General features: G+C 61.2%; 24 protein-coding genes and 1 tRNA gene. 11 read left to right on the top strand and 14 right to left on the bottom strand.

Annotation, left to right across the window (positions count from 1 at the left end; genetic code table 11):
* The first annotated feature begins 155 nt into the window (after positions 1–155).
* Positions 156–431 carry a PadR family transcriptional regulator gene (locus DV706_RS03645; protein ID WP_006066497.1) on the top strand — a complete coding sequence of 92 codons (276 nt, stop codon included), beginning with the start codon at positions 156–158 and terminating at the stop codon, positions 429–431.
* 86 nt (positions 432–517) lie between these two features.
* On the opposite strand, the gene DV706_RS03640 is transcribed toward DV706_RS03645, so the two are convergent.
* The 3 genes from DV706_RS03640 to DV706_RS21930 form a co-directional block, all read right to left on the bottom strand.
* Positions 518–2,038: a DUF4397 domain-containing protein gene (locus DV706_RS03640; protein WP_136350790.1), complete on the bottom strand. Its 1,521-nt coding sequence runs from the start codon at positions 2,036–2,038 to the stop codon at positions 518–520.
* 154 nt (positions 2,039–2,192) lie between these two features.
* Positions 2,193–2,924 carry a hypothetical protein gene (locus DV706_RS03635; RefSeq protein ID WP_006066499.1) on the bottom strand — a complete coding sequence of 244 codons (732 nt, stop codon included), beginning with the start codon at positions 2,922–2,924 and terminating at the stop codon, positions 2,193–2,195.
* A gap of 260 nt (positions 2,925–3,184) precedes the next feature.
* Positions 3,185–3,412 carry a hypothetical protein gene (locus DV706_RS21930; RefSeq protein WP_240756812.1) on the bottom strand — a complete coding sequence of 76 codons (228 nt, stop codon included), beginning with the start codon at positions 3,410–3,412 and terminating at the stop codon, positions 3,185–3,187.
* A gap of 459 nt (positions 3,413–3,871) precedes the next feature.
* Between DV706_RS21930 and DV706_RS03625 the strand changes: the two genes are divergently transcribed.
* On the top strand, positions 3,872–4,837 hold the full coding sequence (locus tag DV706_RS03625; protein WP_006066501.1) for a transcription initiation factor IIB: 966 nt from the start codon (positions 3,872–3,874) through the stop codon (positions 4,835–4,837).
* Between the two features lie 957 nt (positions 4,838–5,794).
* On the opposite strand, the gene DV706_RS03620 is transcribed toward DV706_RS03625, so the two are convergent.
* Positions 5,795–5,867: transfer RNA gene (locus DV706_RS03620), tRNA-Pro, on the bottom strand.
* Between the two features lie 79 nt (positions 5,868–5,946).
* Positions 5,947–6,543 (bottom strand): tRNA (pseudouridine(54)-N(1))-methyltransferase TrmY, encoded by a 597-nt coding sequence (gene trmY, locus DV706_RS03615; RefSeq protein ID WP_006066502.1) that lies wholly within the window; start codon positions 6,541–6,543, stop codon positions 5,947–5,949.
* 205 nt (positions 6,544–6,748) lie between these two features.
* Between trmY and DV706_RS21635 the strand changes: the two genes are divergently transcribed.
* Entirely contained in the window at positions 6,749–6,922 is a 174-nt protein-coding gene (locus DV706_RS21635) for an HVO_A0556 family zinc finger protein (RefSeq protein ID WP_006066503.1), read from the top strand.
* Between the two features lie 209 nt (positions 6,923–7,131).
* Here the strand turns inward: DV706_RS21635 and DV706_RS03610 are convergent, their stop codons facing one another.
* From DV706_RS03610 to DV706_RS03600, 3 genes are all read right to left on the bottom strand, one after another.
* On the bottom strand, positions 7,132–7,314 hold the full coding sequence (locus DV706_RS03610; protein WP_006066504.1) for a hypothetical protein: 183 nt from the start codon (positions 7,312–7,314) through the stop codon (positions 7,132–7,134).
* Positions 7,315–7,324: 10 nt separating this feature from the next.
* A complete protein-coding gene (locus DV706_RS03605) occupies positions 7,325–7,516 on the bottom strand; it encodes a DUF7511 domain-containing protein (protein ID WP_006066505.1) in 192 nt (63 codons plus the stop codon).
* A gap of 275 nt (positions 7,517–7,791) precedes the next feature.
* Positions 7,792–8,898: a S1C family serine protease gene (locus tag DV706_RS03600; RefSeq protein ID WP_049889816.1), complete on the bottom strand. Its 1,107-nt coding sequence runs from the start codon at positions 8,896–8,898 to the stop codon at positions 7,792–7,794.
* 157 nt (positions 8,899–9,055) lie between these two features.
* Between DV706_RS03600 and DV706_RS03595 the strand changes: the two genes are divergently transcribed.
* From DV706_RS03595 to DV706_RS03585, 3 genes are all read left to right on the top strand, one after another.
* Positions 9,056–10,435, top strand: a complete 1,380-nt coding sequence (locus DV706_RS03595) for a tRNA pseudouridine(54/55) synthase Pus10 (protein ID WP_006066507.1) — start codon at positions 9,056–9,058, stop codon at positions 10,433–10,435.
* A gap of 132 nt (positions 10,436–10,567) precedes the next feature.
* Positions 10,568–11,251 (top strand): ribonuclease HII, encoded by a 684-nt coding sequence (rnhB, locus tag DV706_RS03590; RefSeq protein WP_006066508.1) that lies wholly within the window; start codon positions 10,568–10,570, stop codon positions 11,249–11,251.
* A gap of 56 nt (positions 11,252–11,307) precedes the next feature.
* On the top strand, positions 11,308–12,318 hold the full coding sequence (locus DV706_RS03585; RefSeq protein ID WP_006066509.1) for a sodium:calcium antiporter: 1,011 nt from the start codon (positions 11,308–11,310) through the stop codon (positions 12,316–12,318).
* 33 nt (positions 12,319–12,351) lie between these two features.
* On the opposite strand, the gene DV706_RS03580 is transcribed toward DV706_RS03585, so the two are convergent.
* The 3 genes from DV706_RS03580 to DV706_RS03570 form a co-directional block, all read right to left on the bottom strand.
* Positions 12,352–13,980 carry a preprotein translocase subunit SecD gene (locus DV706_RS03580; protein WP_006066510.1) on the bottom strand — a complete coding sequence of 543 codons (1,629 nt, stop codon included), beginning with the start codon at positions 13,978–13,980 and terminating at the stop codon, positions 12,352–12,354.
* A complete protein-coding gene (gene secF / locus DV706_RS03575) occupies positions 13,980–14,864 on the bottom strand; it encodes a protein translocase subunit SecF (protein WP_006066511.1) in 885 nt (294 codons plus the stop codon). The genes DV706_RS03580 and secF overlap by 1 nt, the downstream gene beginning before the upstream one ends.
* A gap of 181 nt (positions 14,865–15,045) precedes the next feature.
* On the bottom strand, positions 15,046–15,519 hold the full coding sequence (locus tag DV706_RS03570) for a DUF5812 family protein (RefSeq protein WP_006066512.1): 474 nt from the start codon (positions 15,517–15,519) through the stop codon (positions 15,046–15,048).
* A gap of 122 nt (positions 15,520–15,641) precedes the next feature.
* Between DV706_RS03570 and DV706_RS03565 the strand changes: the two genes are divergently transcribed.
* The 3 genes from DV706_RS03565 to DV706_RS03555 all read left to right on the top strand — a co-directional run bounded on the left by DV706_RS03565 (position 15,642) and on the right by DV706_RS03555 (position 18,574).
* Positions 15,642–15,959, top strand: a complete 318-nt coding sequence (locus tag DV706_RS03565) for a hypothetical protein (RefSeq protein ID WP_006066513.1) — start codon at positions 15,642–15,644, stop codon at positions 15,957–15,959.
* Positions 15,960–16,042: 83 nt separating this feature from the next.
* A complete protein-coding gene (locus DV706_RS03560; protein ID WP_136350789.1) occupies positions 16,043–17,344 on the top strand; it encodes a glucose-6-phosphate isomerase in 1,302 nt (433 codons plus the stop codon).
* Between the two features lie 105 nt (positions 17,345–17,449).
* Complete coding sequence (locus DV706_RS03555) at positions 17,450–18,574, top strand: CPBP family intramembrane glutamic endopeptidase (protein WP_006066515.1); 1,125 nt, start codon at positions 17,450–17,452, stop codon at positions 18,572–18,574.
* Positions 18,575–18,671: 97 nt separating this feature from the next.
* Here DV706_RS03555 and DV706_RS03550 read toward each other — a convergent pair whose 3' ends face one another.
* The gene (locus DV706_RS03550; protein ID WP_006066516.1) at positions 18,672–19,130 is read right to left on the bottom strand and encodes an NOB1 family endonuclease; all 459 of its coding nucleotides are present in this window, start codon (positions 19,128–19,130) and stop codon (positions 18,672–18,674) included.
* A 4-nt stretch (positions 19,131–19,134) separates the two neighbouring features.
* Positions 19,135–19,380, bottom strand: coding sequence for a PRC-barrel domain-containing protein (locus tag DV706_RS03545; RefSeq protein ID WP_006066517.1), 246 nt, complete (start codon positions 19,378–19,380; stop codon positions 19,135–19,137).
* A gap of 117 nt (positions 19,381–19,497) precedes the next feature.
* Here DV706_RS03545 and infB point away from each other — a divergent pair, with 117 nt between their 5' ends.
* Entirely contained in the window at positions 19,498–21,297 is a 1,800-nt protein-coding gene (gene infB / locus DV706_RS03540) for a translation initiation factor IF-2 (RefSeq protein ID WP_006066518.1), read from the top strand.
* 69 nt (positions 21,298–21,366) lie between these two features.
* A complete protein-coding gene (locus DV706_RS03535; protein WP_006066519.1) occupies positions 21,367–21,570 on the top strand; it encodes a hypothetical protein in 204 nt (67 codons plus the stop codon).
* 8 nt (positions 21,571–21,578) lie between these two features.
* Here the strand turns inward: DV706_RS03535 and DV706_RS03530 are convergent, their stop codons facing one another.
* Positions 21,579–21,953, bottom strand: a complete 375-nt coding sequence (locus tag DV706_RS03530) for a cyclophilin-like fold protein (protein WP_006066520.1) — start codon at positions 21,951–21,953, stop codon at positions 21,579–21,581.
* Positions 21,954–21,961: the final 8 nt, after the last annotated feature.

Raw genomic sequence — 21,961 nt, 5'->3', positions numbered from 1 at the left:
AAAAGCACCGTGTCACGATCGAGAGTCCGACGCGGACTCGATGGTGGGTGGGTTCAGTTCGAGAGGATATGTGGCCCGTTCTGAACGATGGCCGCTCGTACCTGCTCTATAACAAAACCACAGATCGGTGAACGTCGTCACTCAGAGGGTGATCCATGGATCAGCTAACTGGGTTCCAACGCGATTTGGTGTACGTGATTGCAGGAAAAGACCGTCCGTCAGGACAGGAGATCCTTGACGATATCAACAGCTATATCGACCAGCCGGTCACCCATGGCCGGCTGTATCCCAATCTCGACACGCTCGTCGAGAAGGAACTTGTTGAAAAAGGACAGCTCGATCGGCGGACGAACTATTACGCGTTGACGCCGAAAGGCAGACGTGTACTCCAGCGCCGTCAGGAGTGGGTCGATCAGTACGTCGACGTGTAGACACTCCTGACCGTTCTCAACGCTCGGCTGTCGGACTGTAAAAAAGCTGCTCGAGTGAGATCGATCGTCTGCGTGGATCTCCGTGCTTAGTCGTCAGCCGTGACCGGTTCCTCTGCACCGTAGTTGGCATCGTCTTCGTACTCCTCTGTATCGTCTTCTGGCTCCGTTTCGTCCGGCACGGGTGCTTCTTCGACCTCATCCTCGAGTTCGTCGTCCTCATCCATCACGTCGTCTTCAACTGGCTCTTCTGGCTCCTCCTCTTCATCGGCCATCGGTCCGTCAACAGCGACGCGGACGGTGAACGGACGCTCGTCCTCGTCCATTTCGTCGACGGGCTCGTCTTCGTCCATTCCGTCAGCAGGTTCGTCGGCATCGTCCATCGCATCAGCAGGCTCGTCCTCGGCTGCAGTCACAGGGTCGTCCTCTTCAGCAGCGTCGGTCTCCTCGAGGTAGCCAATCGCGTACGCCGTGTACGCTGTGTTCTCCTCGAGTTCGAGGTCGGCTGAGGCGACCGGCTCTGGCTGTGCATCGTCTTCCTCGTTGTCGTAGTCGTCCTCAACGTCGTCGAAGTCGTCTTCCACGTCGTCCTCAACGTCGTCGAAGTCGTCTTCCACATCGTCCTCAACGTCGTCGAAGTCGTCTTCCGCATCGTCGGTGACGGGCTCGTCATCCTCGAGGTCGTCTTCTGCGGCCGGGACGATGTCGACGGTGTATGAACCCGGATCGAGTGGTGCGTACTCCGACGACTCGCTGAAGGAGACGTCCTCGAAGAACGGCATGCCGTCCGCTGCGTTGAGCACGTCGACAGCGGGCGCATCAGGCGACGCGTGAACGACTCGAACCTGTGACATCCCTTCCTCGATGTCTTCTGGTCCGGCATCGACGAGCAACAAAACGTCGAACGTCCCCGTTTCGAGGTCCTCGTCTACCTCGTCGGGTTCGTCTGTCGGCTCCGGCTCGGGTTCGTCGCTGATCTCGTCTTCATCGTCGTGCCTGTGGCCGTTGTCGTGTCCGCGGCCGTTGTCGTCGTGTCCGCGGCCGTTGTCGTCGTGTCCGCGGCCGTTGTCGTCGTGTCCGCGGCCGTTGTCGTCGTGTCCGCGGCCGTTGTCGTCGTGTCCGCAGTCGTCGTACCCGTTTGACTCGCTGTCATCGTCATACTCTCCGCTATTCTCGTACTCGTTCGGCTCGTCGTTCTCGATCGGCTCCTCGAGGTCGTTTTCATCGTCGGCCTCGAGTTCGCCGATTGCAGCGGCCGTGTAATACTCGGCATCGATGGTGACTGATTCCTCGTAGACGACTGCCTCCGGATCGCCAGTCGCGGTAATCGTTACCGTGTACGTCCCGGGAGCGACTTCGAGATACGGCGAGAGTTCGTCGTATGCAACGTCTTCGAGGATCTGTTCGCCATCGATCAGCACGTCGACGTTCGGCGCGTCCGGTGAGAAGTGGCCGACGCGAAGCGCACCAGTGTCTTCATCCTCGGGCATCTCCTCAGGATCGCGTTCGTCGTCCTCGTGCTCGCTGACGGCCAGTGCCGTCCCAGTGAGCGTTGTTCCCGCACCGATAACACCGATCGCCTTGATTGTCGAGCGTCGTGATAGCGTCATGCTACGAATCGAACGGGGTGCCAAACACCGAAAAACGGCTCAGTCAGTTGCCCTGATTGTCCTCTCGTTTACTCGCTCCCTCTCGCTGTAGAACGTCCATAACGGATCGTAACGCGATCCTACAGCCGAGTAGTATCACCGAACATCGAGGTGTTTATGTATTTCCGTCGAAAGAGACCCGTGAGAGGTCGGCCTCGAGGTCGTCGACGTGCTCATTGAACGTTTCGACGAACGCCTCCACATCGCCAGCGAGTCGACGTACCTCGGTCGCCGACGGCGGCCCGTACTGTGAGAGAAGATAGGTTCCATCCGAACCACCAACTCGCAGATAGGCGGCGACGTCTCCATCCCACTTGAGCTCCCAGCGGGTTCCCGAGACTGTCGTCGCGTAGGTCCCATACTCCCCCTCATACCGGTACAGTTCACTCGCCATCGCGTTGCCGACGTCACGAATCCGTTCGACGATCCGATCTCGCTCGGCGACCAGTTCTGCCGTCGACTCGACGGCGGGGAACTCGTCCGGAACATTCTCGAGTAAGCCCTCGACGGACTGGGCGTACTCGTTGTAGGCCGTGACGAACGCCGCGTAGTCCGCCATCGCCGTCTCGAGGGCGTCGGGATCTGGCGGCTGCTTGCTCGAGACAACGTACGTTTCCGAACCGGAGGTGGGATCGTATCGAAGATACTGGACGTCGCCAGCCTCGTATTTGAGCGTCCAGGTGCCGCTGTCGGTCTCAAACTCCGCCTGTCCGTAGTCGCCACCCTCAAAGACGGCAAGCTCTCGTGCGATTTTCCCAGCGTGTGTTCGGACGCGAGCTGCCAGTTCATCACGCCGTTCGGACACGTCGCCCATCTCCTCGACCGCAGCGTCCAGTCCCTCGGTCATTGGTCGCCAAAGGGACCAGGGGCCAGTAACGGTTGCGCTCGAGGACTACGACCGAAAAGCGATAATCAAACGGAGTGATGGGGCCAGCGGCTCCGCCTCGAGGACGGATTCGATCGTACAGTGCTGACAGCCCGATGATCTGGCTCGTGACCGCTGGTGTCTCAGCTCACTTCCCAGCGGTCCAGCCTTACTCCATCAGCCGAGGCTCGCGTCTCCCGTCCCCTCCCCATCTTTGCCATTTCGTCGTCTTCGATATCGCTCTACGTCTCCTCCTCGTCGTCCGGTTCCTCTTCCTCATCCGGCTCTTCCTCATCTGGCTCTTCCTCGTCCGGCTCTTCCTCGTCCGGCTCTTCCTCGTCCGGCTCTTCCTCGTCCGGCTCTTCCTCCTCTTCTTCGTCCGGATCACCACAACCCGCGAGAACGGCCATCGACGCCATGGCACCCGTCATCTGGAGCAGTCGCCGTCGTGTCTGACGTGTTTGTCCCATACCTCTGATGTCCTCCTCGAGATCAATAAACCGGGAGCCGACACTCGCATGGTCGAAAGCCATTCGTTTGCCGTGAACCAGCCCGATCTGCCCACGTCGACGACAACCCGCTATAGTAACAGCTGAACCGATTTCCACACGCATCGCACAGCCATCGTGCGATGCGGTGTGCAGTGACGTTCAGTGGCTACTATAGATGACCATCAGTTTCGAGGAGCGAATCGGATATGCTGTTCGGATGCGGATGCACTCATTCAGTGCGTCATGATAGTCACTGAATCTGGCCTTCAGATCCTCGAAAATCGGTCAAAAACGGCTTCTGAGATTTCGTTCATCCGCCGTCTCCACGGGTCTGAAGCGCTGTCGGCTAGGTGTGGGAGTGGGGATCTAAACCGAATCCGGTCGGCTGGGATCGCTCACAGTGTTTAACCCTCTCCGGCGATTCTCTCTACATGACCGATGAAACGCCCGACTCGCCAGAAAGCGCGTGAGGATCAGACAGAGCACGAAACAACTGAGCAAGAGGGCGTTCGAACCTGTCCTGAATGCGACTCGAGTTCGCTCATTCGAAGTTCGGACGAAAGCGAAATCAGCTGTGAAGACTGCGGGTTGATCCTCGAGGAAGAGACCATCGACCGCGGCCCGGAGTGGCGGGCGTTCAACCACTCCGAACGGGATAGCAAGTCCCGCGTGGGCGCGCCGACGACTCAGACGATGCACGACAAGGGGTTGACGACCACGATCGACTGGAAAAACAAAGACGCCTACGGTCGATCGCTCTCCTCAGACAAACGAACCCAGATGAACCGGCTGCGCAAATGGCAAGAGCGCATCCGAACGAAAGACGCTGGCGAGCGAAACCTCCAGTTTGCCCTCTCCGAGACCGACCGGATGGCTTCCGCGCTGGGTGTCCCGCGCTCGGTGCGGGAGGTCGCCAGTGTTCTCTACCGGCGCGCGCTCAGCGAGGACCTCATTCGGGGTCGCTCGATCGAGGGTGTCGCCACGAGCACGCTGTATGCCGCCTGTCGGATGGAGGGCATTCCGCGCTCGCTGGATGAAGTCGCAGCCGTCTCACGCGTCGAACGCATGGAGATCGGCCGCACGTATCGATATATTTCTCAGGAACTCAGCCTCGAGATGGAGCCCGTGGATCCGAAGAAGTACGTCCCTCGGTTCTGTTCGGAACTCGATCTCTCCGAAGAGGTCCAGGCGAAGGCCAACGAGATCATCGACACCACCGCCGAGCAAGGGATGCTCTCGGGCAAGTCGCCAACCGGCTACGCCGCCGCGGCGATCTATGCAAGCGCGCTGCTGTGTAACGAAAAAAAGACTCAGCGCGAGGTCGCCGACGTCGCACAGGTGACCGAGGTCACCATCCGAAACCGGTATCAGGAGCAGATTGACGCGATGGGGATCTATAGCTAGGGATTCGAGTGCGGTTGCGTGTGACTCGTCGTTGTCGGTACTGTTCACGGTTTTTTAGCGTGGTATCAGCGGGCAGTGAGTGACTCGCTCGAGTGAGTGAGGACTCGAATCAGACACACGATGTTCCCGACCTCGTGTACAGATTCGGGAAACGGATTCCGTCGACATGCAATCTCTGGGGTCGATCCAAGATCGCCGGTCCAAGAATTAGAAACCAAGCAACAACCAACCGTAGTAGTCGGTAAGCACATCTATCGCCCCGTACGCTACCGCCAAGACCACAGCTGTACAAATAACGAGTAATATTAGTCCGATAGACATGAAATACACGAGCGTTTCAGAGTCCATGCTAATCGATCAGAGACGATTTGATAAAAAACATGGCGACAATCCATCTCTGAAACACCCTCCGTTTCATGTACTTTAACTGGAGATTTTGTGCGGAGGCGGGGGAAGGGCGCTGCAATTTTTGTGCTGCCGCTTTGCGACGCGCCAGAACTGTCTCCTTTCGCTTCCACCAGGGTGTAGTCGGATGATCGAGAGCTAACGCATGAATCAGGGACTATTTTCGGGAGAGACAGACATCGACCTGGCACGTCCCCTGCCACCTGTCTAATCATCTCTATCCCCGTGTAGACAGCGAACAGCGGTTCTACAGTCAAATCCAGATCCGTGCGGTAGGCCGGGACATATCGCCCCCAGTCGGTTTGCCCCGACACCCAGCGGCACGATACGCGATGGGGATTGAAAAAGATCGATACCGACTGCTGATGACGGTATTCGTTCGCTATCTCTTCAAAACACTCGAGGGATCAGCCAACGCAGATTCGAACACGGGAAGACAGTCACTCTCGTTTCACTCGAGCGCCGCGACTTCCCTGCTCGAATCTGCTTGGGTCAATTTCCCCGCACCACAAACCGAGGAGCGTCAGCGACGAGTCTGTGGTGCGGGAACAGTGGGCCGGCGCAGATTCGAACTGCGGTTACGGCCACCCGAAGGCCGAAGGATACCAAGCTACCCCACCGGCCCGCAGTCGGAGTGACGACACCGATTTGTTTAACGCTTTCGGGCCCGCCAATCGGAGCGCTTGCTTGCGGTTATACAGTGCTCAAAATCGCTCGTAGCCCTCTGTATCCAGATAGTGATGGGCCACTGTGATCGCCTGATCGGCGTGTAACAACTCTGGGCCGAGTCGAATCCGCTGGTCGACGGCTGCCTCGAGCACCCGTTCCTCTTCGGCGGTGAAATCGTGGTGGTCCGAGAGAACGAAGATGGGGTTCTCGAGGCCGTCCGTTTCGACGACGGCGTCGCCATCCTCGTGGAGTTGGACGACGGTTCCATCGTCAGCGATCGCCTCGAGTGTGGCCTCGAAGCCGCGGCGGTAGAGTTCGATGCCGGGGCTTGGCTCGGCGGGGAGCGCACCGATCGCGTCCTCGCGGTGCTCGAGGGCCTTGCGCACGAGCGCGGCGGTGCTGCGCTCGTCGGGATTGAGCCGCCGCAGCTCGCTGCCGTCGAACGTGATCGTGAGTTTGTCCTGGATGACGAGGTGGGTACGAACGGCCTCCCGAATGCCATGCGAAGTGACAAACGAGGCGGTGATCGACCGACAGAGTGCGTCGAGTCGGCCGGCCCCGCCGGCGAGGTCGTCGAGCGAAAACTCGGGTTCGGTCGGCACGTCGTGAGCGATGAGTACGAACTGGCGCATACTGGTGGGAGGACGACCGATGGGATAGCCCCCACGATTTCTCGAGCGTGTCGAAGAGACTGTGTAGGATACACATACCACGGAAATGGGGTGGTGTGCGGCTGCTACAGACAGTGCTGTCACGCGAATTCGGGGACTATCACGACCGCTGACATTGCATAGGCATGGCCAACTGTTTCCAGTATTTCGCGTATGGAGTACCTATATGGCGAAATCACAGTCGTCTCAGACGGGCAGCGACGAGCCGCGGCTTCTGAGCCTCCTCGAGGGGCGGCCATGTCCGTACTGTCGTGCAGGCGAACTCGAGCAGGGCGTCTACAAGGGGAATCAAGCGGTGGTCTGTGGCAACTGCGAGACGCCACACGCACAGCTGTGGTAGCGAGTCTGGTTCTCGGAAATCGGTAAGACGCTGAGCAGTTGCGGAGACTCGGCAATCGAGTGTGGACACGTTCTATAGTAACAACTGCAACGATGTACACACTGATCGCACAGCAGTCGCGCGATCAGGTGTGCAGTGACGTGCAGTGGCTACTATATCAAAGCGTACGAGAGCGGTGGGTCGGCATCGGCCGACCACGGTCAGTTCGATCAGCGCGAGCCGGGATAGTCGTGACCGATAACGAGCGCAACCATGTGGACTGCAAGGAGGGTGAGCAGAATCGAAAGCGATGTCGTCGAGTCGATGCCGACGAGAAAGACGGGGAAGTAGGCGACCGGCAGGAGGGTGCCGAGCCAGAAGCCAGCGGCGGTGACGGCGTTCCCCAGATGCATTGTTCTGACACTACTGCATCGACTCGAGTGAGACGAACGAGTCCGCGTGGGCGGTAATCCAGTTTGTCATTAGCTCCTCTTCGGTTGCCTCTCGCGGAAAGATCGCACACTCGTCAGGCGCGTTTTCGTTCTCGATGGTTGCATGATCGAGCTCGGCCGTCGGTTCCTCAGTCGGGGGATGGCTGTCGGCGTCCGTGTTCATATGTCTCAGGCGATTGGTAATCGCTCCAGATGCGAATTCTAGTGTTTCACTTATTGTTATCGACTCAATAATCCGTTTTACACCGATGGTAGCACCTGATTTTGGCCCGACTCAGCTCGGTCACTCACGTCTTTGAGAACAAAATCGGTGCTAACGTGTACGGTGTGACTACGATCGCGGCCTGACAGCGAGCGGAAAAAGTGGTCGGTGTAGGTGATAATTGTGCGCGTGTCCGACGGTCGAGTGTGGTGGTTCTGAGACACCAACCGTGTGGCCTACTCGGGGACGGGGCGTGCGCCAAGCGTCAGTGAGACTGTCTGCTCGGTGCCGTTTCGCCAGATATCGAGCTGGATCGTGTCGCCCGGACTGGTCTCGAGTTCGAGATACGTCGAGAGGGCGTGTCGGTCGGGGATTGGTTCGCCGTCGATCGCGACGATGACGTCGCCGCCGACGGGTGCCTCAGTACCTTGTTGCGAGGACGTTGCTGGCTCGAGCACACCGTCTGCGGCTTCGCCGTCTGCGATCGCTGTAATGAGGACGCCGGTCGCTTCTGGAAGGCTGTTGGCCTCGGCGATGTGGCGATCGACGGTGAGGATGCCGACTCCCATATAGGGGTGGTCGTACGTTCCTGTCTCGATGAGTGCGGGGACGACGCGCTGTGTTATCGCTGCTGGAATCGCAAAACCGATGTTGTTCCCACCGCCGGAGTTGATGACGCCGAGCACCTCGCCGTCCATGTTGACGAGCGGGCCACCGCTGTTGCCGGGGTTGACGGCGGCGTCGGTCTGAACGGCGTTCGAGATCGAGAACTCCCGATCCGGCAGATCGAGCGTGCGGTTGACGCCGCTGACGATGCCCTGGGTCATCGTTCCCTCGAGCCCGTATGGATTGCCGACCGCGAGCACCTCCTGGCCGACGACGGGCCAGTCGTCGGTCAGCGAGAGTGGTGTCGACGCGTTCGGGACGTGATCTACCTCGAGGACGGCCAGATCGCTGTAGAAATCGGTTCCAAGGAGCCGAGTCCCAGTCCAGTCGCCGTTGATGTACTGGAGATCGACCGACTCGCCGTCGGCGACGACGTGGTCGTTCGTCACGACGTGGGTCTCATCGATGAGAAATCCAGATCCCTGCCCACGGCCTTCTTGACCGGTGTCCGGATCGCTGACGCCGGCGACGCGGACCTGCGTCACCGAGTCGATGACAGAACGGTAGATCTCTGTGTAGGCCGATCCGTCGGCAGCGTTGTCGCGGTCGATCGAATGGACCGAACTCCCTTCTATCGAGTTGTCGACCCGGGGTTCAGAACAGCCAGCGACCGCGCCGGCGAGGCCAGCGCTGGCAAGCGCGAGAAACCCGCGGCGATCCACTCGAGATTCGTTCATGTGCTCTGGTAGGACCCACACCATTTGAACGTCTGGGATACCGACGTGTCGGTTGGGGCGGGACCGACCGTCGGCTGCGGGCGAACACGACTCACGAGGAGTGCCACTGTCCGCCAGAAGGGAAAACGTGTTACCCACGGCCGCCCGACTCCAGTCTATGATCACGGAAGACGCCCGCGCACTACTCGAGACGGGTGCGGTCTGTGACTCCTGTCTTGGCCGACCGTTTGCCGAGCGGAGTTTCGGACTGACGAACGCCGAACGCGGCCGGGCGCTACGGACGACGGTCGCGATGGCCGACGACGACGACTTCGATCCCGCCACCCCAGAGGAGTGTTGGGTCTGTGAGGGATACTGTGGGACGTTCGATGCCATCGCCGAAACGATCGTCGACGCCCTCGAGGGCGTCGACTTCGCCACCTATCAGGTCGGCACTCGAGTCCCGCCGCTGGTGGAGGAAAACGAACGGCTTCTCCGGGAAGACGCCGGTCTCGAGCCCGATGTTGGCGAGATGCTCAAACAGGAGTGCAACCGAGAGGTCGGCCGCCGCATCGGCGCAAAGACGGGCACCGACGTCGACTTCGACCGCCCAGATGTGCTCGCGATCATCGACCTCGAGGCGTTCGACCCGCTCGAAGCGATCGAATCCGACTCGGTGACGAGCCACGCCGTCGACCTACAGGTCAACCCCGCGTTCGTCTACGGCCGCTATCGTAAACTCGAGCGCGACATTCCACAGACTGAGTGGCCGTGCCGAGAGTGTGGCGGCAGCGGCGTTCAACTGGGCGACGACGGTGAGGAACCCTGTGACTACTGTGGTGGCTCTGGCTACATGTACGATACGAGCGTCGAGCAGGTCGTCCGGCCACACGTCGTCGACGCCATGCAGGGTGAGGAAGGCACCTTCCACGGCGCGGGCCGCGAGGACGTCGACGCCCTGATGCTCGAGGAGGGGCGGCCGTTCGTCCTCGAGGTCACGCGTCCGAACGTGCGCGACCCCGACCCGGCTGAACTCGAGCGCGAGATCAACGCGGCCGCGGCGGGCGCGGTCGAAGTCGAGGGACTGCGACTGGCAACGTACGAAATGGTCGAGCGTGTCAAAGAACACGATGCGAGCAAACAGTACCGGGCCGACGTTGAGTTCGCCGACCCTATCGAGGAGGCTGACTTCGAGGCGGTACTCGAGAAACTCACGGGAACGACTGTCGATCAGGACACACCACAGCGCGTCGACCACCGGCGAGCCTCGCTCACGCGCGAACGAACCGTCTACGACATCGACGGCGAACTGCTCGAGCCGACACGGGCCGAGGTCCGGGTTCATGGCGAGGGCGGCCTCTACATCAAGGAACTCATCAGCAGCGACGAGGGCCGGACGGTACCGAGTCTGGCCGGCCTGCTCGAGACTGACGCCGAGGTGACGGCGCTGGACGTGCTCGGCGTCGAAGGTGAAGACGAGCCGTTCGAACTCGAGGCGTACTTCCACGACGAGCCGCGAGCCGACAACTCAGACGACACCGCGGAAGCCGCTGAGTGATCCGGGCTGGCGAAACGACATCTCTGTCCACCCGCGACTATCCCGTGGGTGCACCGGAACTGACGGACAGGAATCCGGCTGCGTGACCAGCGAGTCACAACGATTTTCATCACGGCCGCTGAGCCATGTCGTATGCCATTCGGCGTCGACGAGGCAGGAAAGGGGCCAGCGCTCGGCTCGATGTTCGCCGCAGCCGTCTTCCTCGAGGACCGAACAGCGCTCCCCGACGGCATCGCAGACTCCAAGCGACTCACACCCGCCCGACGCGAGGAGTTGGCGACGCTCATCCGCGAGGACGACGAGATCGCTGTCGGCGTCGCCGAGATTACGACGACACGAATCGACGACCCGGAGACGGACATGAACGCACTGGCTGTCACGGCCCATGCCGAGGCAATCGACGAGGCGCTTTCAGGGCTCTGTGACGACTCGGTTTCGGGGCTCTGTGACGACTCGGTTTCGGGGCTCTGTGACGCTTGTGACACCGACGCTGACCGCTTTGCTCGCCGGGTGGCCGACGCCTGTTCGATCTCGAGCGGTCTCGATATCGACGCCCGACACGGCGCTGACGACGACTCGACACTCGTCGGTGCCGCCAGTATTATCGCGAAAGTCGAACGCGACGCCCACGTCGCGGCGCTTGCCGACGAGTACGGCCCCGTCGGCAGCGGCTATCCCAGCGATCCAACGACACAGACGTTCCTCGAGTCCTACGTCGACGAACACGGCGACCTCCCGCCGTGTGCCCGCGCGTCCTGGTCGACCTGCGAGCGCGCACTCGCCGAGGCCCAGCAGACGGGCCTCGAGCAGTTCTAACTCGTGGATCTCTCCTGGCGACCGTTTTATACGCTCACTCGACACACTTCTGAAATATGCTCGACGTGATCGCGCTCCTCGGCCTTGCCGTGGTCGCGACGGCCGTCGTCTGGAAGGGGAGCACGTGGCTCGAGACCTCGGCCAATCGGCTCGCCGCGGGCTACGGCGTGCCGGCGATCGTGCAGGGTGCGATCATCGCCGCTGCGGGCTCGAGTATGCCGGAACTGGTCAGCGTCATCCTCGCCACGATGCTACACGGCGAGTTCGAACTGGGCGTCGGCGCGATCGTCGGCTCGGCCGTGTTCAACCTGCTGGTTATCCCGGCCGCGGCAGTTCTCGTTGGTAGCGGGACGATGTCGACGGGCCGGGATCTGGTCTATAAAGAGGCGCTGTTCTACATGCTCGCGGTCGCTGCGCTGTTGTTGACGTTTTCGTTGGCAGTGATCTACAACCCACTCGAGGGGGCAGGGCTTCAGGGGAACGTCACTCGGTCGCTGGCGTTGTTCCCGCTGTTGCTGTACGGACTGTACGTTTTCACTCAGTATCTCGACACCACAGAGTACACGGGCACGGCCGACGCTGATGTCGACCTCGTTTCTACCTGGTTGTGGTTCGGCCTCGGGCTGGTGGTCATCATCGTCGGCGTCGAAGGACTCGTTCGATCCGCGATTGGGCTCGGCGACGCGTTTGGGACGCCTGCGTTTCTCTGGGGAATGACTGTCGTCGCTGCCGGCTCGAGTGTGCCGGATGCGTTCGTCAGTGTCGCTGCCGCCCGGGCGGATCGGCCGGCGGTCAGCCTCGCTAACGTGTTGGGCAGCAACGTCTTCGACTTGCTCGTTGCGGTTCCAGTCGGTGTGCTGGTCGCTGGGACCCTGACGATCACGTTTGCCCACATCGTCCCCATGATGGCGTTTCTGATCTTCGCGACGATCGTCTTCTTTACTATCGCCCGGACGGATATGTTGCTCTCCCGGTCGGAAGCCTGGCTGTTGCTCGTCTTGTACGGCCTGTTCGTTGGCTGGTTGCTCCTCGAGAGCATCGGCGTGACGAACGTCGTCCCAACCTGACTCGCAACCGTGGAAAACCGTGAGCGAACGCGATTACTTGTCGGTCATCAGCCGCTGGAGGATGTCACCGTAGGCGGGCCGGGTGATGAGCACTCCGATCAGCACGCCGAGGATGGTGATGATCGCGAACCCGCGCAGATCGCCGAGGCTCAACACGGCCAGTGGCGACATGGCGATGATCGTCGTCGCTGCGGCAGCGCCGATGATCCAGAACGCCTTGCGGAAGCGGGATTCGAACACCCGTTGGGAGTTGACGTCGCCGTCGTCCATCACCTCGTCGGCGATGATGATGAGGTCGTCCACCCCCGTCCCGACGACCGCGATGAATCCGGCGACGTGGGAGAGATCAAGCGGCATGCGTATCAGCGCCGCGAAGCCGAGCAGGATCACCACCTCTGCCATCGCGGTGACGACCATGGGTGAGGCGACCCGGATATCCCGGTAGCGCAGGAAGACCATTCCGCTGACGGTCAACACCGATAGCGCGCCGATCAGCAGCGAGTAGAGCTTGAACTGGTCGGCGAGTGCGGGCGACAGCGAGTAGGTCTCGTCCTGGCTGAAATCAAGCGTTGCAGGCATCGCTCCAGACTGGAGGTTCACAGAGAGTGACTGGGCCTGCGGTTGGGTCTGGGCACCCATCTGGAAGCTCGGATCGTTTGCCCAGCTTCCGTCGGCCATGTTACTCGCGAGAGACGGCCCCATGCTGTGAGCGTCGACGACCTCGCCGTCGACGACGGTGAGCAGACAGTACTCTTCGCCCTCGTGATCGAACTCAATCGTCTCACCGTCACCACGCAGCGAACACTGTTGGACTCCTTCACCGGTGAAGCCGAGCTCGTTCATCCGGTCCTGGTATCCGGGTGCGGCGTTGCTGTCGACGGCGACCGGGACGACATACCCGGACCCTCGCTCGTCGGGCTCTGGCGGATCGACCGTTGCGATATCGGCGCCGGTCAGCACCGTCTCGTTTTGCTGTGTGCCGTTTTCATCTGGGTGATATGCGACCACTTCGACGATCCCGCGTTCGGAGAGCAACTCGCGAAGTTCGTCGGGGTCCATATCCGGCACTTCGGTGACGATGTAGTACTCGCCGCCGAGTCTGGCCGAGTCGTAGACGGAGCCACCGGAGAGTCCGGCTGCGTTGATCCTCGAGTCGATCGTCTCGATGATCTGGTTTCGTGTCTCCTCCGTGACTCCGTTACGAATGTCATCGGGGTCGACGTCGACGCCCGCTTCGCCGAGTGCCGCAGCGAACTGCGCTTCGGTCACGTCGGGGTCGAAGATTTCGGCGTGGACGTTGCCGCTGTCGTCGACACTGACGCGTGCGTCACCCGTCTCGAGTTCGAACTCGTCGTTGTCGTACAACGTGTTCTCGATCTCGGTGAGCCGTTCTCGGTCGACGGAGCCGTCTTCTTCGTTGACAGCGCCTGCGTCGATGTCCTCGGCGGTCATCCCGATCACGGGCGCGCTAATCCGTGTCCCGCCGTCGAGACCGAGCCCGTACTCGATGTTCGTCGGGTTGTCGTCGATCTCGTCGTCTTCGACGAGGCTGTCGTCGGCCATGATGCCGCCCGGAATGAACAGGGCAACGAGTGCACCGGCGACGAAGGTCACTAACAGGAGGATCCGCCAGTACTCCTTGATGAAACTTATTGGCCCCATCATGATCGGACCCCCTCAAACTTGTACCATCGAAGCAAACTCAGGTTGAGCATATACGTGTTCATCAGGTCGGCTGCGAGCCCAACGAAGAGGATGATCCCGATCGATGCCAGCAGTTCGACGCCGAACAACCACGCCGAAATACCCATTACGAGCATCGCCGTCATCGAGGTCACCGTCATCGTCACACCAGTCTCCATCGCACGGTTGGTACTTTCATAGAAGTCACCGCCACGCCGAAGGATGTGGTTGTTTAACAGGATGTCCGAGTCGACCGAGTAGCCGATCAACATCAACAGAGCGGCGACGGTTCCCAGCGAGAGCGAGATACCGGTAATCGCCATAAAGGCGAGCGGAATCACGATGTCCGAAAACGCCGAGACGACGATCGCGATCGACGGGACGAACGTCCGAAACAGCAAGAACGCGAGGACACTCATACCGAGGAATGCAACGGCGATCCCAAGCAGGGCGGTTTGCTGGGTCTGTGAGCCGAAGCTTTCGGAGACCGTCGACTCGAGCTGGACGATATCGGCATCGCCGTCTTGCTCGAGGTTCTGTTCGGCTTGCTCAGTGAGACTCGAGAGATCGGTCGAGGTGAACTGAATGATGTACTGGTTGTCCGTATCGGGCGCTGTAACTGCCTGCACTGACTCGGGCTCTTCGTCGAATGCGTTCGCGATTTCCTCCTCTGAGGAGGTCGTCTGGACGGTCAGCTCCGAGCCGCCAGCGAAGTCCATCCCCAGCTGGACTGGCGTTCCTGTCACGAGAAACGAACCAGTGAGGACGAGCAGTGCAACCGCAAGAACCGCAAGCGGTACCGCCGCGAGTTGGCGGTTGCTGTACCGGGTGTAATTGATCTCCGGTACGTCGAAATACCCCATATATCCGACCACTGGCTGTCAGCCCGTGTAAGCCTTCTCAATTTCTACAGCATGTTCTGAAACGAATTATATCAAGAAATGCGACGGGTTGAAGCCTGTTGAGCCCGATTACGGGAGCTATCGTTCGAATCGGCTCGAAACGACGATCGAACCATACATGAACCCGTCTGACCTGGCACACTCAGTCCGGCAGGTAGCGGACGCTCAATACACCGTCGTCGACTGCTTGACGGACCTCGACGCGGACCGCCTCGAGGCGTGCCGCTCGAGCGATCGTCTCCTCGTCCTCGAGGACGTCCGTGGCCGCTGCTTCCACGTCGGCAGCAGGGACACAGAAGATATGAATCTCGCCGGTTCCGGCCCGCTCTTCCTGAATCAGATCGCCGACCTCGGCGTCTGCTGCCAGTTCCTTTGCGTGCTGGGTCGGCTCGAGGTCGCTGTCGACCAACTCGATCGTGCGTCTGTCCTCGACGTCGACGAGCTGCCACGTGACTTCGAGCGGCGGCTCCGGCGCGACGGTCGCCTCGAGGACGTCGTGGATCTCGAGGTCGGGATTCGACGACAGCGTGTGTACTTGTGCAGTCTCAACGTCACGGACGACGGCCGAGTCGGCCTCGGCGTGGGTGACGACAAATGTGCCCGTCTTCTCGGTCATATCGGGTCGTACGCACAGGACGGGTTTCGGGGTTTCGCCTTTCGGTCGACTCGTCCGCGTGATGGTTCCCAGTCGACGGGGACCGAAACCACTCTTATGGGTCGGATCTGAGTATCTTCTGCATGGTCTGTTCGAAACTGCTGAAACTCTGTTATGCCTCGAGTGCACTGTACGGACTCCTCACGGCGCTGGCCCCGAAACGGAGCCTGTCGCTGTCACTGAACTGCTGGAAGCGCGGCTTCGAGAACGTCTCCGAACTGGAGCCGAAACCGTGGTACGTCCGCAGCACCCGTGCAGTCGGAATCGGTATGATCGTCGCTGGTATTGCCGGATTCGCGCTCGAGGAGCGTGCTCGTGAGGCGGCTGCACCCGCCGACGGCGACGAATCGGCGGTCGACATCGTAGAGGTCGACGTCGACGGCGACGAATCGGACAAGTAACCCACTTTGATTTCGGGTCGTTTTTTGCCGTTGTCTGACTGCGTGACGGAACGCCTTTAGCGCCGGCGGTCGCCTGCTCTCGTATGCACGTCGATATCGGTAACGCACTGGCATCGGTCGCCTCGCCGGGCGTCTCGAGAGCCGCCCTCGAGCGACTGGACACACAAGTTGCAGACGCCCACGAGCGCATCGAACGCGGCATGGACAATCACGAACACGGCTACGAGGCGCTGAACCTCCCGCATCGAACGGACCCCGACGAGATCCGTACCGCCGTCGAGCCGGTCGCCGACGCTGACGCCCTCATTACGGTCGGCATCGGCGGCAGTGCACTCGGTGCGGCGACGATCACGAACGCGCTTGCCGACGAAAGCGACACCGAGGCCGTCTATCTGGACAACGTCGATCCCGAATGGGTATCGAGCCACCTCGATCGACTCGACCTCGAGAACACGGCGATCAACGTCGTCTCGCGGTCGGGGACGACGGCGGAGACGCTGGCGAACTTCCTCGTGGTTCGGGACGAATTCGAGTCGGCCGGTGTCGACTGGACCGAGCGAACGATCGTGACGACCGGCGACGCCGGCCCGCTGCGTGATCTCTCCGATCGCCACGACCTCCCCTCACTGAAAGTCCCCGACGGGGTTCCGGGCCGGTTCTCGGCGCTCTCTGCAGTCGGGCTGGTCGCCGCAGAAGTCTGTGGCCACGACCTCGAGGCGCTTCTCGAAGGGGCCGCTGCGGAAGCTGAGACGCTGTCAGGCTCGCTGTTCGAGTGTCCGGCCTACGCCTACGGCGCGACGACCTACGCCTTAGACCAGCGCGGTGCCGGGATCAACGCGATGGTTCCGTACGCGGAGTCGCTCGAGACCGCCGCCGAGTGGTTCGCACAGCTGTGGGCCGAGAGCCTCGGCAAGGACGACCTCGGCCAGACGCCGGTGCGTGCACTCGGTGTCACCGACCAACACTCCCAACTGCAGCTGTATCGTGCCGGGCCGCGGGACAAGCTCGTCACGTTCGTCTCGCCGGGCGAGACCGCGGATCGAGCGATCCCCGAGACCGACGTCGAGGACCTCGCCTATCTCGGCGATTCGACACTCGGCGAGCTGCTCGAGGCCGAGTTCGAGGCGACCGAAGCCAGCCTCGCGGCGGCCGGCCGCCCGAACGTCCGGCTCGAACTCGAGCGTGTCGACGAGTACGAGCTTGGTGGGCTGCTCTATGGGCTGGAGGCTGCCTGCGTGCTCGCGGGTGAACTCTACGCTGTCAACACGTTCGAACAGCCTGCCGTCGAGTGGGCCAAAAAGGCAACTCGTGGCTTGCTCGGTGGCGGCGAGTTCGAGGAAGCCGAGGCCGTCGCCGAGAAGACGTCGCTTCGCGTCGAACGGTAGCGACGCAGTATCCTGTTGACTGTTCGTTCGCTACGACGCCGGCTCGAGCGGCACTTGGTCGTTCGGTTGCGGTGGGCCTATGAGCACGCACGCGAACAGCAACGTATGAGCGACACTGCACAGGCCGTCGAGGGCGAGGACGATGGCGACCCACTGTCGTCGGCTGTCGTCCCGACGGTCGGCACCGTCCTCGCCGCTCTCACTGCCGCTGCACTGGCGATTCCCGCTCGCGCTGGGACCGACGAACTGGCGCTCTGGATCGCCGCGGTCGGAGCCCTCCTCACGACAGGGCTGTTTCTCACACGCCGGCACGAACTCATCGAGCGCCGCATCGCCGGCCCGGTTGCTGCCGGCTCGAGTCTGCTCGTCGTCGTCCTGTCGGGGTATGCGATCACACAGGGGGTGTACGGCTCAGTCGTTGTTCCGGGCCTCGAGTGGTCGATCTCGCTGCTCTTTCTGGCGTTTTTCGTCGGCGCTGGCACCGTCGGCCTCGGCGTCGCGGAGTTCGCGGGCGTCTCCGGTCGAGGGCTGTACCGTCGGCTGGCGCTTTCACTCGAGTTGCTCGTTCTCGGCGTGATCGGGCTGTTCGGAATTTCGATCGCACAGCTGTTCCTCTCGCTTCCGGTCGTTCTGACGGGGGCTGAGCTCTCGGCGCTCCAGGGACGGCTGATCGAGTATCTCTCTTTCGGCCTCGGGCTGGGCGCGGTCGCGGCGGGCTATCTGGCGTTTCGCGACCACGATCTGTCGTTTATCGACCTCGAGACGCCCACTCGCTGGACGGTCGGTTGGATCGTCCTCGGTCTGGGGCTGATTTTCGGGGTGAATCTGGCGATCTCATCGCTGATGAGTGCCGCCGGGATCGAGGGCTCGAGTCACTCCCTGACACAGGATGTGATCGACCAGCCCGAGCTGCTGTTCGTCATCGTCCCGGCGATGGTGTTCATCGTCGGCCCGTTCGAGGAACTGCTCTATCGAAACATCATCCAGAAATCCCTCTATGGAACGTTTTCACGATACGGCGCTGTCGTCGTCGCAAGCGTCGTGTTCACGCTCGTCCACATCGCGGCGTATGCGACTGCGGGTGCAGGACAGATACTCGCGAGCCTCTCGCTGCTGTTCGTGCTCTCGATGATCCTCGGCGTGCTCTACGTTCGAACGGCGAACTTGCTGGTCCCGGCGCTCGTCCACGGTCTGTACAACGCAGTCGTCGTTCTGATGATAATCGTCTGATACGGTCTGCCGTCCGTCAGTCCTGGCGCGACCGCAGGATGGCTCGCGGCCGCGCCGGCAAATCGGTACAACAGACCCTATGAAAGTCGCGACAGCGTTACGTCGGGTTCTTGCGCGCCAGATCGGAGCCACAGATCGGACAGCGATCTTTATGCTCGTCGTACTCCCGACCACAGCCCTGACACTGATACTGCCAGTGGCGCTGTTCGTCGATTCCCTCTCGAGCGATCACTTCGACGGTGACGTTGAGTTTCTCGGCGACGTTCTGCATCGCATAGTCGTCGGTGACGAGCGTCGCATCCAGTTCGAAACTCGCGGCGACGAGGCGAATGTCGGTGTTCGAGAGCACATCGAGGTCACCCGACTCTTTGGCCGCCCGTCTGACTCGTTCGGTGGTGTCCTCGTTCGGAATGTGAATGTGCATCCCCGAGCCTTCCATCGCATCGTAGCGATAGGCGCTCTCGTCCTCGAGTTCCTCGCGGACGAGTGGGATCGTTGCAGTCTGTTCTGTCGTATGAAAGTCGTGAATAAACGCCGAGGAGTCAAGAACGTACATACCGTTAGCGCTGGACGACAATGTAATCTTTCACCGCCTGAACGCGGTTGACAGGCACGAGGAATCGACCAGCCTCGTCGACATCAAAATCGACTGCTCGGGTTGGCAGCTCTTCGTCAGGATCGATGACGAGATCGTGTAGCTTACCCGATTTGATGTCCATCGTGATGTTGTAAAGCAGTCCCAGTTCGACGCCGTCGGAACCCATGACGGATTTCCCCGAGAGGTTTTCAGCGAGTATATCGCTCATGCATACTCGTATTTACTAATCGGTATTAAAAACCACGGGCTCTCCGAACGTGGATGACGATGGGTTTAACTACCGTCCTGCGGACGCTTTAGATAAGACCTTCTCGGGTGGTTCACCATGTCGAATACGGATACGCGCGACCCCACATCTCTCAGAACACCGATCGTCGCTGTACTCGGACACGTCGATCACGGTAAGACCAGTCTCCTCGATAAAATCCGCGGCTCAGCAGTTATCGAGGGCGAAGCAGGGGCGATTACCCAGCACATCGGCGCAACCGCCGTGCCGCTGGATATCATCTCCACGATCGCCGGCGACCTCGTCGACCCGGACGACTTCGATCTCCCCGGCCTGTTGTTTATCGATACGCCAGGTCATCACTCTTTTACGACGCTTCGTTCTCGTGGTGGCGCACTCGCCGACATCGCGATCCTCGTCGTCGACGTCAACGACGGCTTCCAGCCCCAGACGCTCGAGGCCCTCGAAATCCTCAAACGCTCCGAAACGCCGTTTATTGTCGCCGCGAACAAGATCGACACCGTCCCCGGCTGGAACGTCAACGAGGACTCCCCGATCAACGACACCTACGAGTCCCAGTCGGACCGCGTTCGAAAGCGACTTGACGAAAATCTCTATAAGATCATCGGCAACCTCTCGGATGAGGGCTTCTCCGCCGACCTCTACTGGCGCGTCCAGAACTTCCAGCGCAACGTCGGCGTCGTCCCCGTCTCGGCGATGACCGGCGAGGGTGTCCCCGACCTGCTGACCGTGATGATGGGGCTCTCCCAGCGCTACATGAAAGAAGAGATGGAGATCGACGTCGCCGGCCCCGGCGTCGGCACCGTCCTCGAGGTCAAAGAGGAGAAAGGCTTCGGGACGACCATCGACACCGTCCTCTACGACGGGACGATCAGAGCAGACGACACGATCGTCGTCGGCGGGATGAACAAGCCCATCGTCACCGAGGTTCGGGCGCTGCTCCAGCCCCGTCCACTCGCGGAGATTCGAACCGAGAGCCGGTTCGAGAAAGTTGACGAGGTGTCGGCTGCATCCGGGATCAAAGTCGCCGCACCTGACCTCGCCGATGCAATGGCTGGCGCACCAGTTCGGGTCGTCCGCGATCGTCCCCTCGAGGACGTCGTCGCCGAGGTCGAGGCCGAACTCGCAGATATCGCCGTCGACACCGAAGAGCAAGGCGTCGTCGTCAAAGCCGACACGCTCGGCAGTCTCGAGGCGATGGCCGACGCCCTAGACGAAGCCGAGGTGCCGATCGTCCGCGCGGAGGTCGGCGACATTGCTCCGCGTGACATCTCGGTCGCCTCGACGGCCGAGGACTCGAAACAGCAGGCGATCCTCGGCTTCAACGTCGACGTGCTCAGCGATGCCGAACAGCGCGCCGAGATCGACGACGTGAAACTGTTCACCGACGAGGTCATCTATCAGCTCATCGAGGAGTACGAACAGCACATCGAGGAACTCGAGCGCGCCCAGCAGGATACGATCCTCGACAACATCGTCCGGCCCGCTCGATTCCGCATTCTGCCGGATCACACGTTCCGTCAGAACGACCCCGCAGTCGTCGGCGTCGAAGTGAACTCGGGCACGATCCAGAACAACGCCAACGTGGTCAAGTTCGAAAACAACGAGCCCGAACGCGTCGGCCAGGTCAAAGGCATTCAGGAACAGGGCGAAGACGTCGACGAGGCCCGCGCCGGCAACCGTGTGAGCGTCGCCATCGACGGCCCGACTGTCGGCCGCCAGATCGAAGAGGACGACGAACTCTGGACTGCAGTCCCCGAGAAACACGCGAAAATCTTAGAGCAGGAGCTGGCAAGCGAGATTCCGGGTGACGAACTCGAGGCGCTGAACATGTATCTTGACAAACAGCGCAGTCGTGATCCCTTCTGGGGCAAGTAGCAATCGTCGCCGGCTGATGGGCACGGAACCGGTCGCTACCCTTAACCTCTCTGCGAGCCTGTAAGTCGTATGACTCAGTTCGTCTGGATCCTTGTCGTGTCGTACATCGCTCTCGGAACTGGGCTCGTCTATGGGCTGGCGATCGGTTCGCCGACGCTGTTTCTCGCTGCCGGTGGACTGTTCGCGGTACTCGCCGTTTCCCAGCGGATCGTCTACTCCAGCGCCGACGATCGAACGCCCAAGCCGGGACCGATCCCGCGTGATCGAACCTGAATCCGGCGTTACTCCGCTCGCACGAGTCGCACTCGCGCCCCACCCTCGAGAGCTGTGAGCGCCGACACGTCCTCGAGCCGAGCGACGACGGTAACGGGCGCAGCAGCGCGCGGCTCGCCGTCGACGCTGGCTGGCGTCTCGCCCCAGAACAGACAGAGTTTGTTGCCGTCAGGCCAGTAGGCGATCGCCCCCGCCGGAACGACCTCGCTGGCGTTTTCGGCTGGCACGTCGAGTGCGAGATCGAAGTAGAGCTCGTCGCCCCAGCGGGTGCCATCGCCCCCGACGGGCAACGCGGCCTCGAGTTCGGCCCTCGTTTCCGGGGCGTCGTCGGTCCAGGTCGCTGCCAGCTCCCGATCACCAACGGTGACACGAAGATCCGTCATATCGCTGC

It is taken from the genome of Natronorubrum bangense, from assembly GCF_004799645.1.
In the GTDB taxonomy this organism is placed as follows: Archaea; Halobacteriota; Halobacteria; order Halobacteriales; family Natrialbaceae; genus Natronorubrum; species Natronorubrum bangense.
The sequence above is the reverse complement of the archived record's forward strand: the minus strand, read 5'-3'. Positions and strand labels throughout refer to the sequence as shown.

Excerpts from the sequence above, each read along its gene's own strand:
- DV706_RS03570 (WP_006066512.1), bottom strand. The coding sequence starts at position 15,519 with ATGACCGAGAAGACGGGCACATTTGTCGTCACCCACGCCGAGGCCGAC.
- DV706_RS03580 (WP_006066510.1), bottom strand. The coding sequence starts at position 13,980 with ATGGGGCCAATAAGTTTCATCAAGGAGTACTGGCGGATCCTCCTGTTA.
- DV706_RS03600 (WP_049889816.1), bottom strand. The coding sequence starts at position 8,898 with ATGAACGAATCTCGAGTGGATCGCCGCGGGTTTCTCGCGCTTGCCAGC.
- DV706_RS03560 (WP_136350789.1), top strand. The coding sequence starts at position 16,043 with ATGCACGTCGATATCGGTAACGCACTGGCATCGGTCGCCTCGCCGGGC.
- trmY (WP_006066502.1), bottom strand. The coding sequence starts at position 6,543 with ATGCGCCAGTTCGTACTCATCGCTCACGACGTGCCGACCGAACCCGAG.
- DV706_RS03545 (WP_006066517.1), bottom strand. The coding sequence starts at position 19,380 with ATGAGCGATATACTCGCTGAAAACCTCTCGGGGAAATCCGTCATGGGT.
- DV706_RS03585 (WP_006066509.1), top strand. The coding sequence starts at position 11,308 with ATGCTCGACGTGATCGCGCTCCTCGGCCTTGCCGTGGTCGCGACGGCC.
- DV706_RS03645 (WP_006066497.1), top strand. The coding sequence starts at position 156 with ATGGATCAGCTAACTGGGTTCCAACGCGATTTGGTGTACGTGATTGCA.
- DV706_RS03535 (WP_006066519.1), top strand. The coding sequence starts at position 21,367 with ATGACTCAGTTCGTCTGGATCCTTGTCGTGTCGTACATCGCTCTCGGA.
- DV706_RS03550 (WP_006066516.1), bottom strand. The coding sequence starts at position 19,130 with ATGTACGTTCTTGACTCCTCGGCGTTTATTCACGACTTTCATACGACA.
- DV706_RS03595 (WP_006066507.1), top strand. The coding sequence starts at position 9,056 with ATGATCACGGAAGACGCCCGCGCACTACTCGAGACGGGTGCGGTCTGT.
- DV706_RS03530 (WP_006066520.1), bottom strand. The coding sequence starts at position 21,953 with ATGACGGATCTTCGTGTCACCGTTGGTGATCGGGAGCTGGCAGCGACC.
- DV706_RS03635 (WP_006066499.1), bottom strand. The coding sequence starts at position 2,924 with ATGACCGAGGGACTGGACGCTGCGGTCGAGGAGATGGGCGACGTGTCC.
- rnhB (WP_006066508.1), top strand. The coding sequence starts at position 10,568 with ATGCCATTCGGCGTCGACGAGGCAGGAAAGGGGCCAGCGCTCGGCTCG.
- DV706_RS03565 (WP_006066513.1), top strand. The coding sequence starts at position 15,642 with ATGGTCTGTTCGAAACTGCTGAAACTCTGTTATGCCTCGAGTGCACTG.
- DV706_RS03610 (WP_006066504.1), bottom strand. The coding sequence starts at position 7,314 with ATGCATCTGGGGAACGCCGTCACCGCCGCTGGCTTCTGGCTCGGCACC.
- DV706_RS21635 (WP_006066503.1), top strand. The coding sequence starts at position 6,749 with ATGGCGAAATCACAGTCGTCTCAGACGGGCAGCGACGAGCCGCGGCTT.
- secF (WP_006066511.1), bottom strand. The coding sequence starts at position 14,864 with ATGGGGTATTTCGACGTACCGGAGATCAATTACACCCGGTACAGCAAC.
- DV706_RS03605 (WP_006066505.1), bottom strand. The coding sequence starts at position 7,516 with ATGAACACGGACGCCGACAGCCATCCCCCGACTGAGGAACCGACGGCC.
- DV706_RS21930 (WP_240756812.1), bottom strand. The coding sequence starts at position 3,412 with ATGGGACAAACACGTCAGACACGACGGCGACTGCTCCAGATGACGGGT.
- DV706_RS03640 (WP_136350790.1), bottom strand. The coding sequence starts at position 2,038 with ATGACGCTATCACGACGCTCGACAATCAAGGCGATCGGTGTTATCGGT.
- DV706_RS03625 (WP_006066501.1), top strand. The coding sequence starts at position 3,872 with ATGAAACGCCCGACTCGCCAGAAAGCGCGTGAGGATCAGACAGAGCAC.
- infB (WP_006066518.1), top strand. The coding sequence starts at position 19,498 with ATGTCGAATACGGATACGCGCGACCCCACATCTCTCAGAACACCGATC.
- DV706_RS03555 (WP_006066515.1), top strand. The coding sequence starts at position 17,450 with ATGAGCGACACTGCACAGGCCGTCGAGGGCGAGGACGATGGCGACCCA.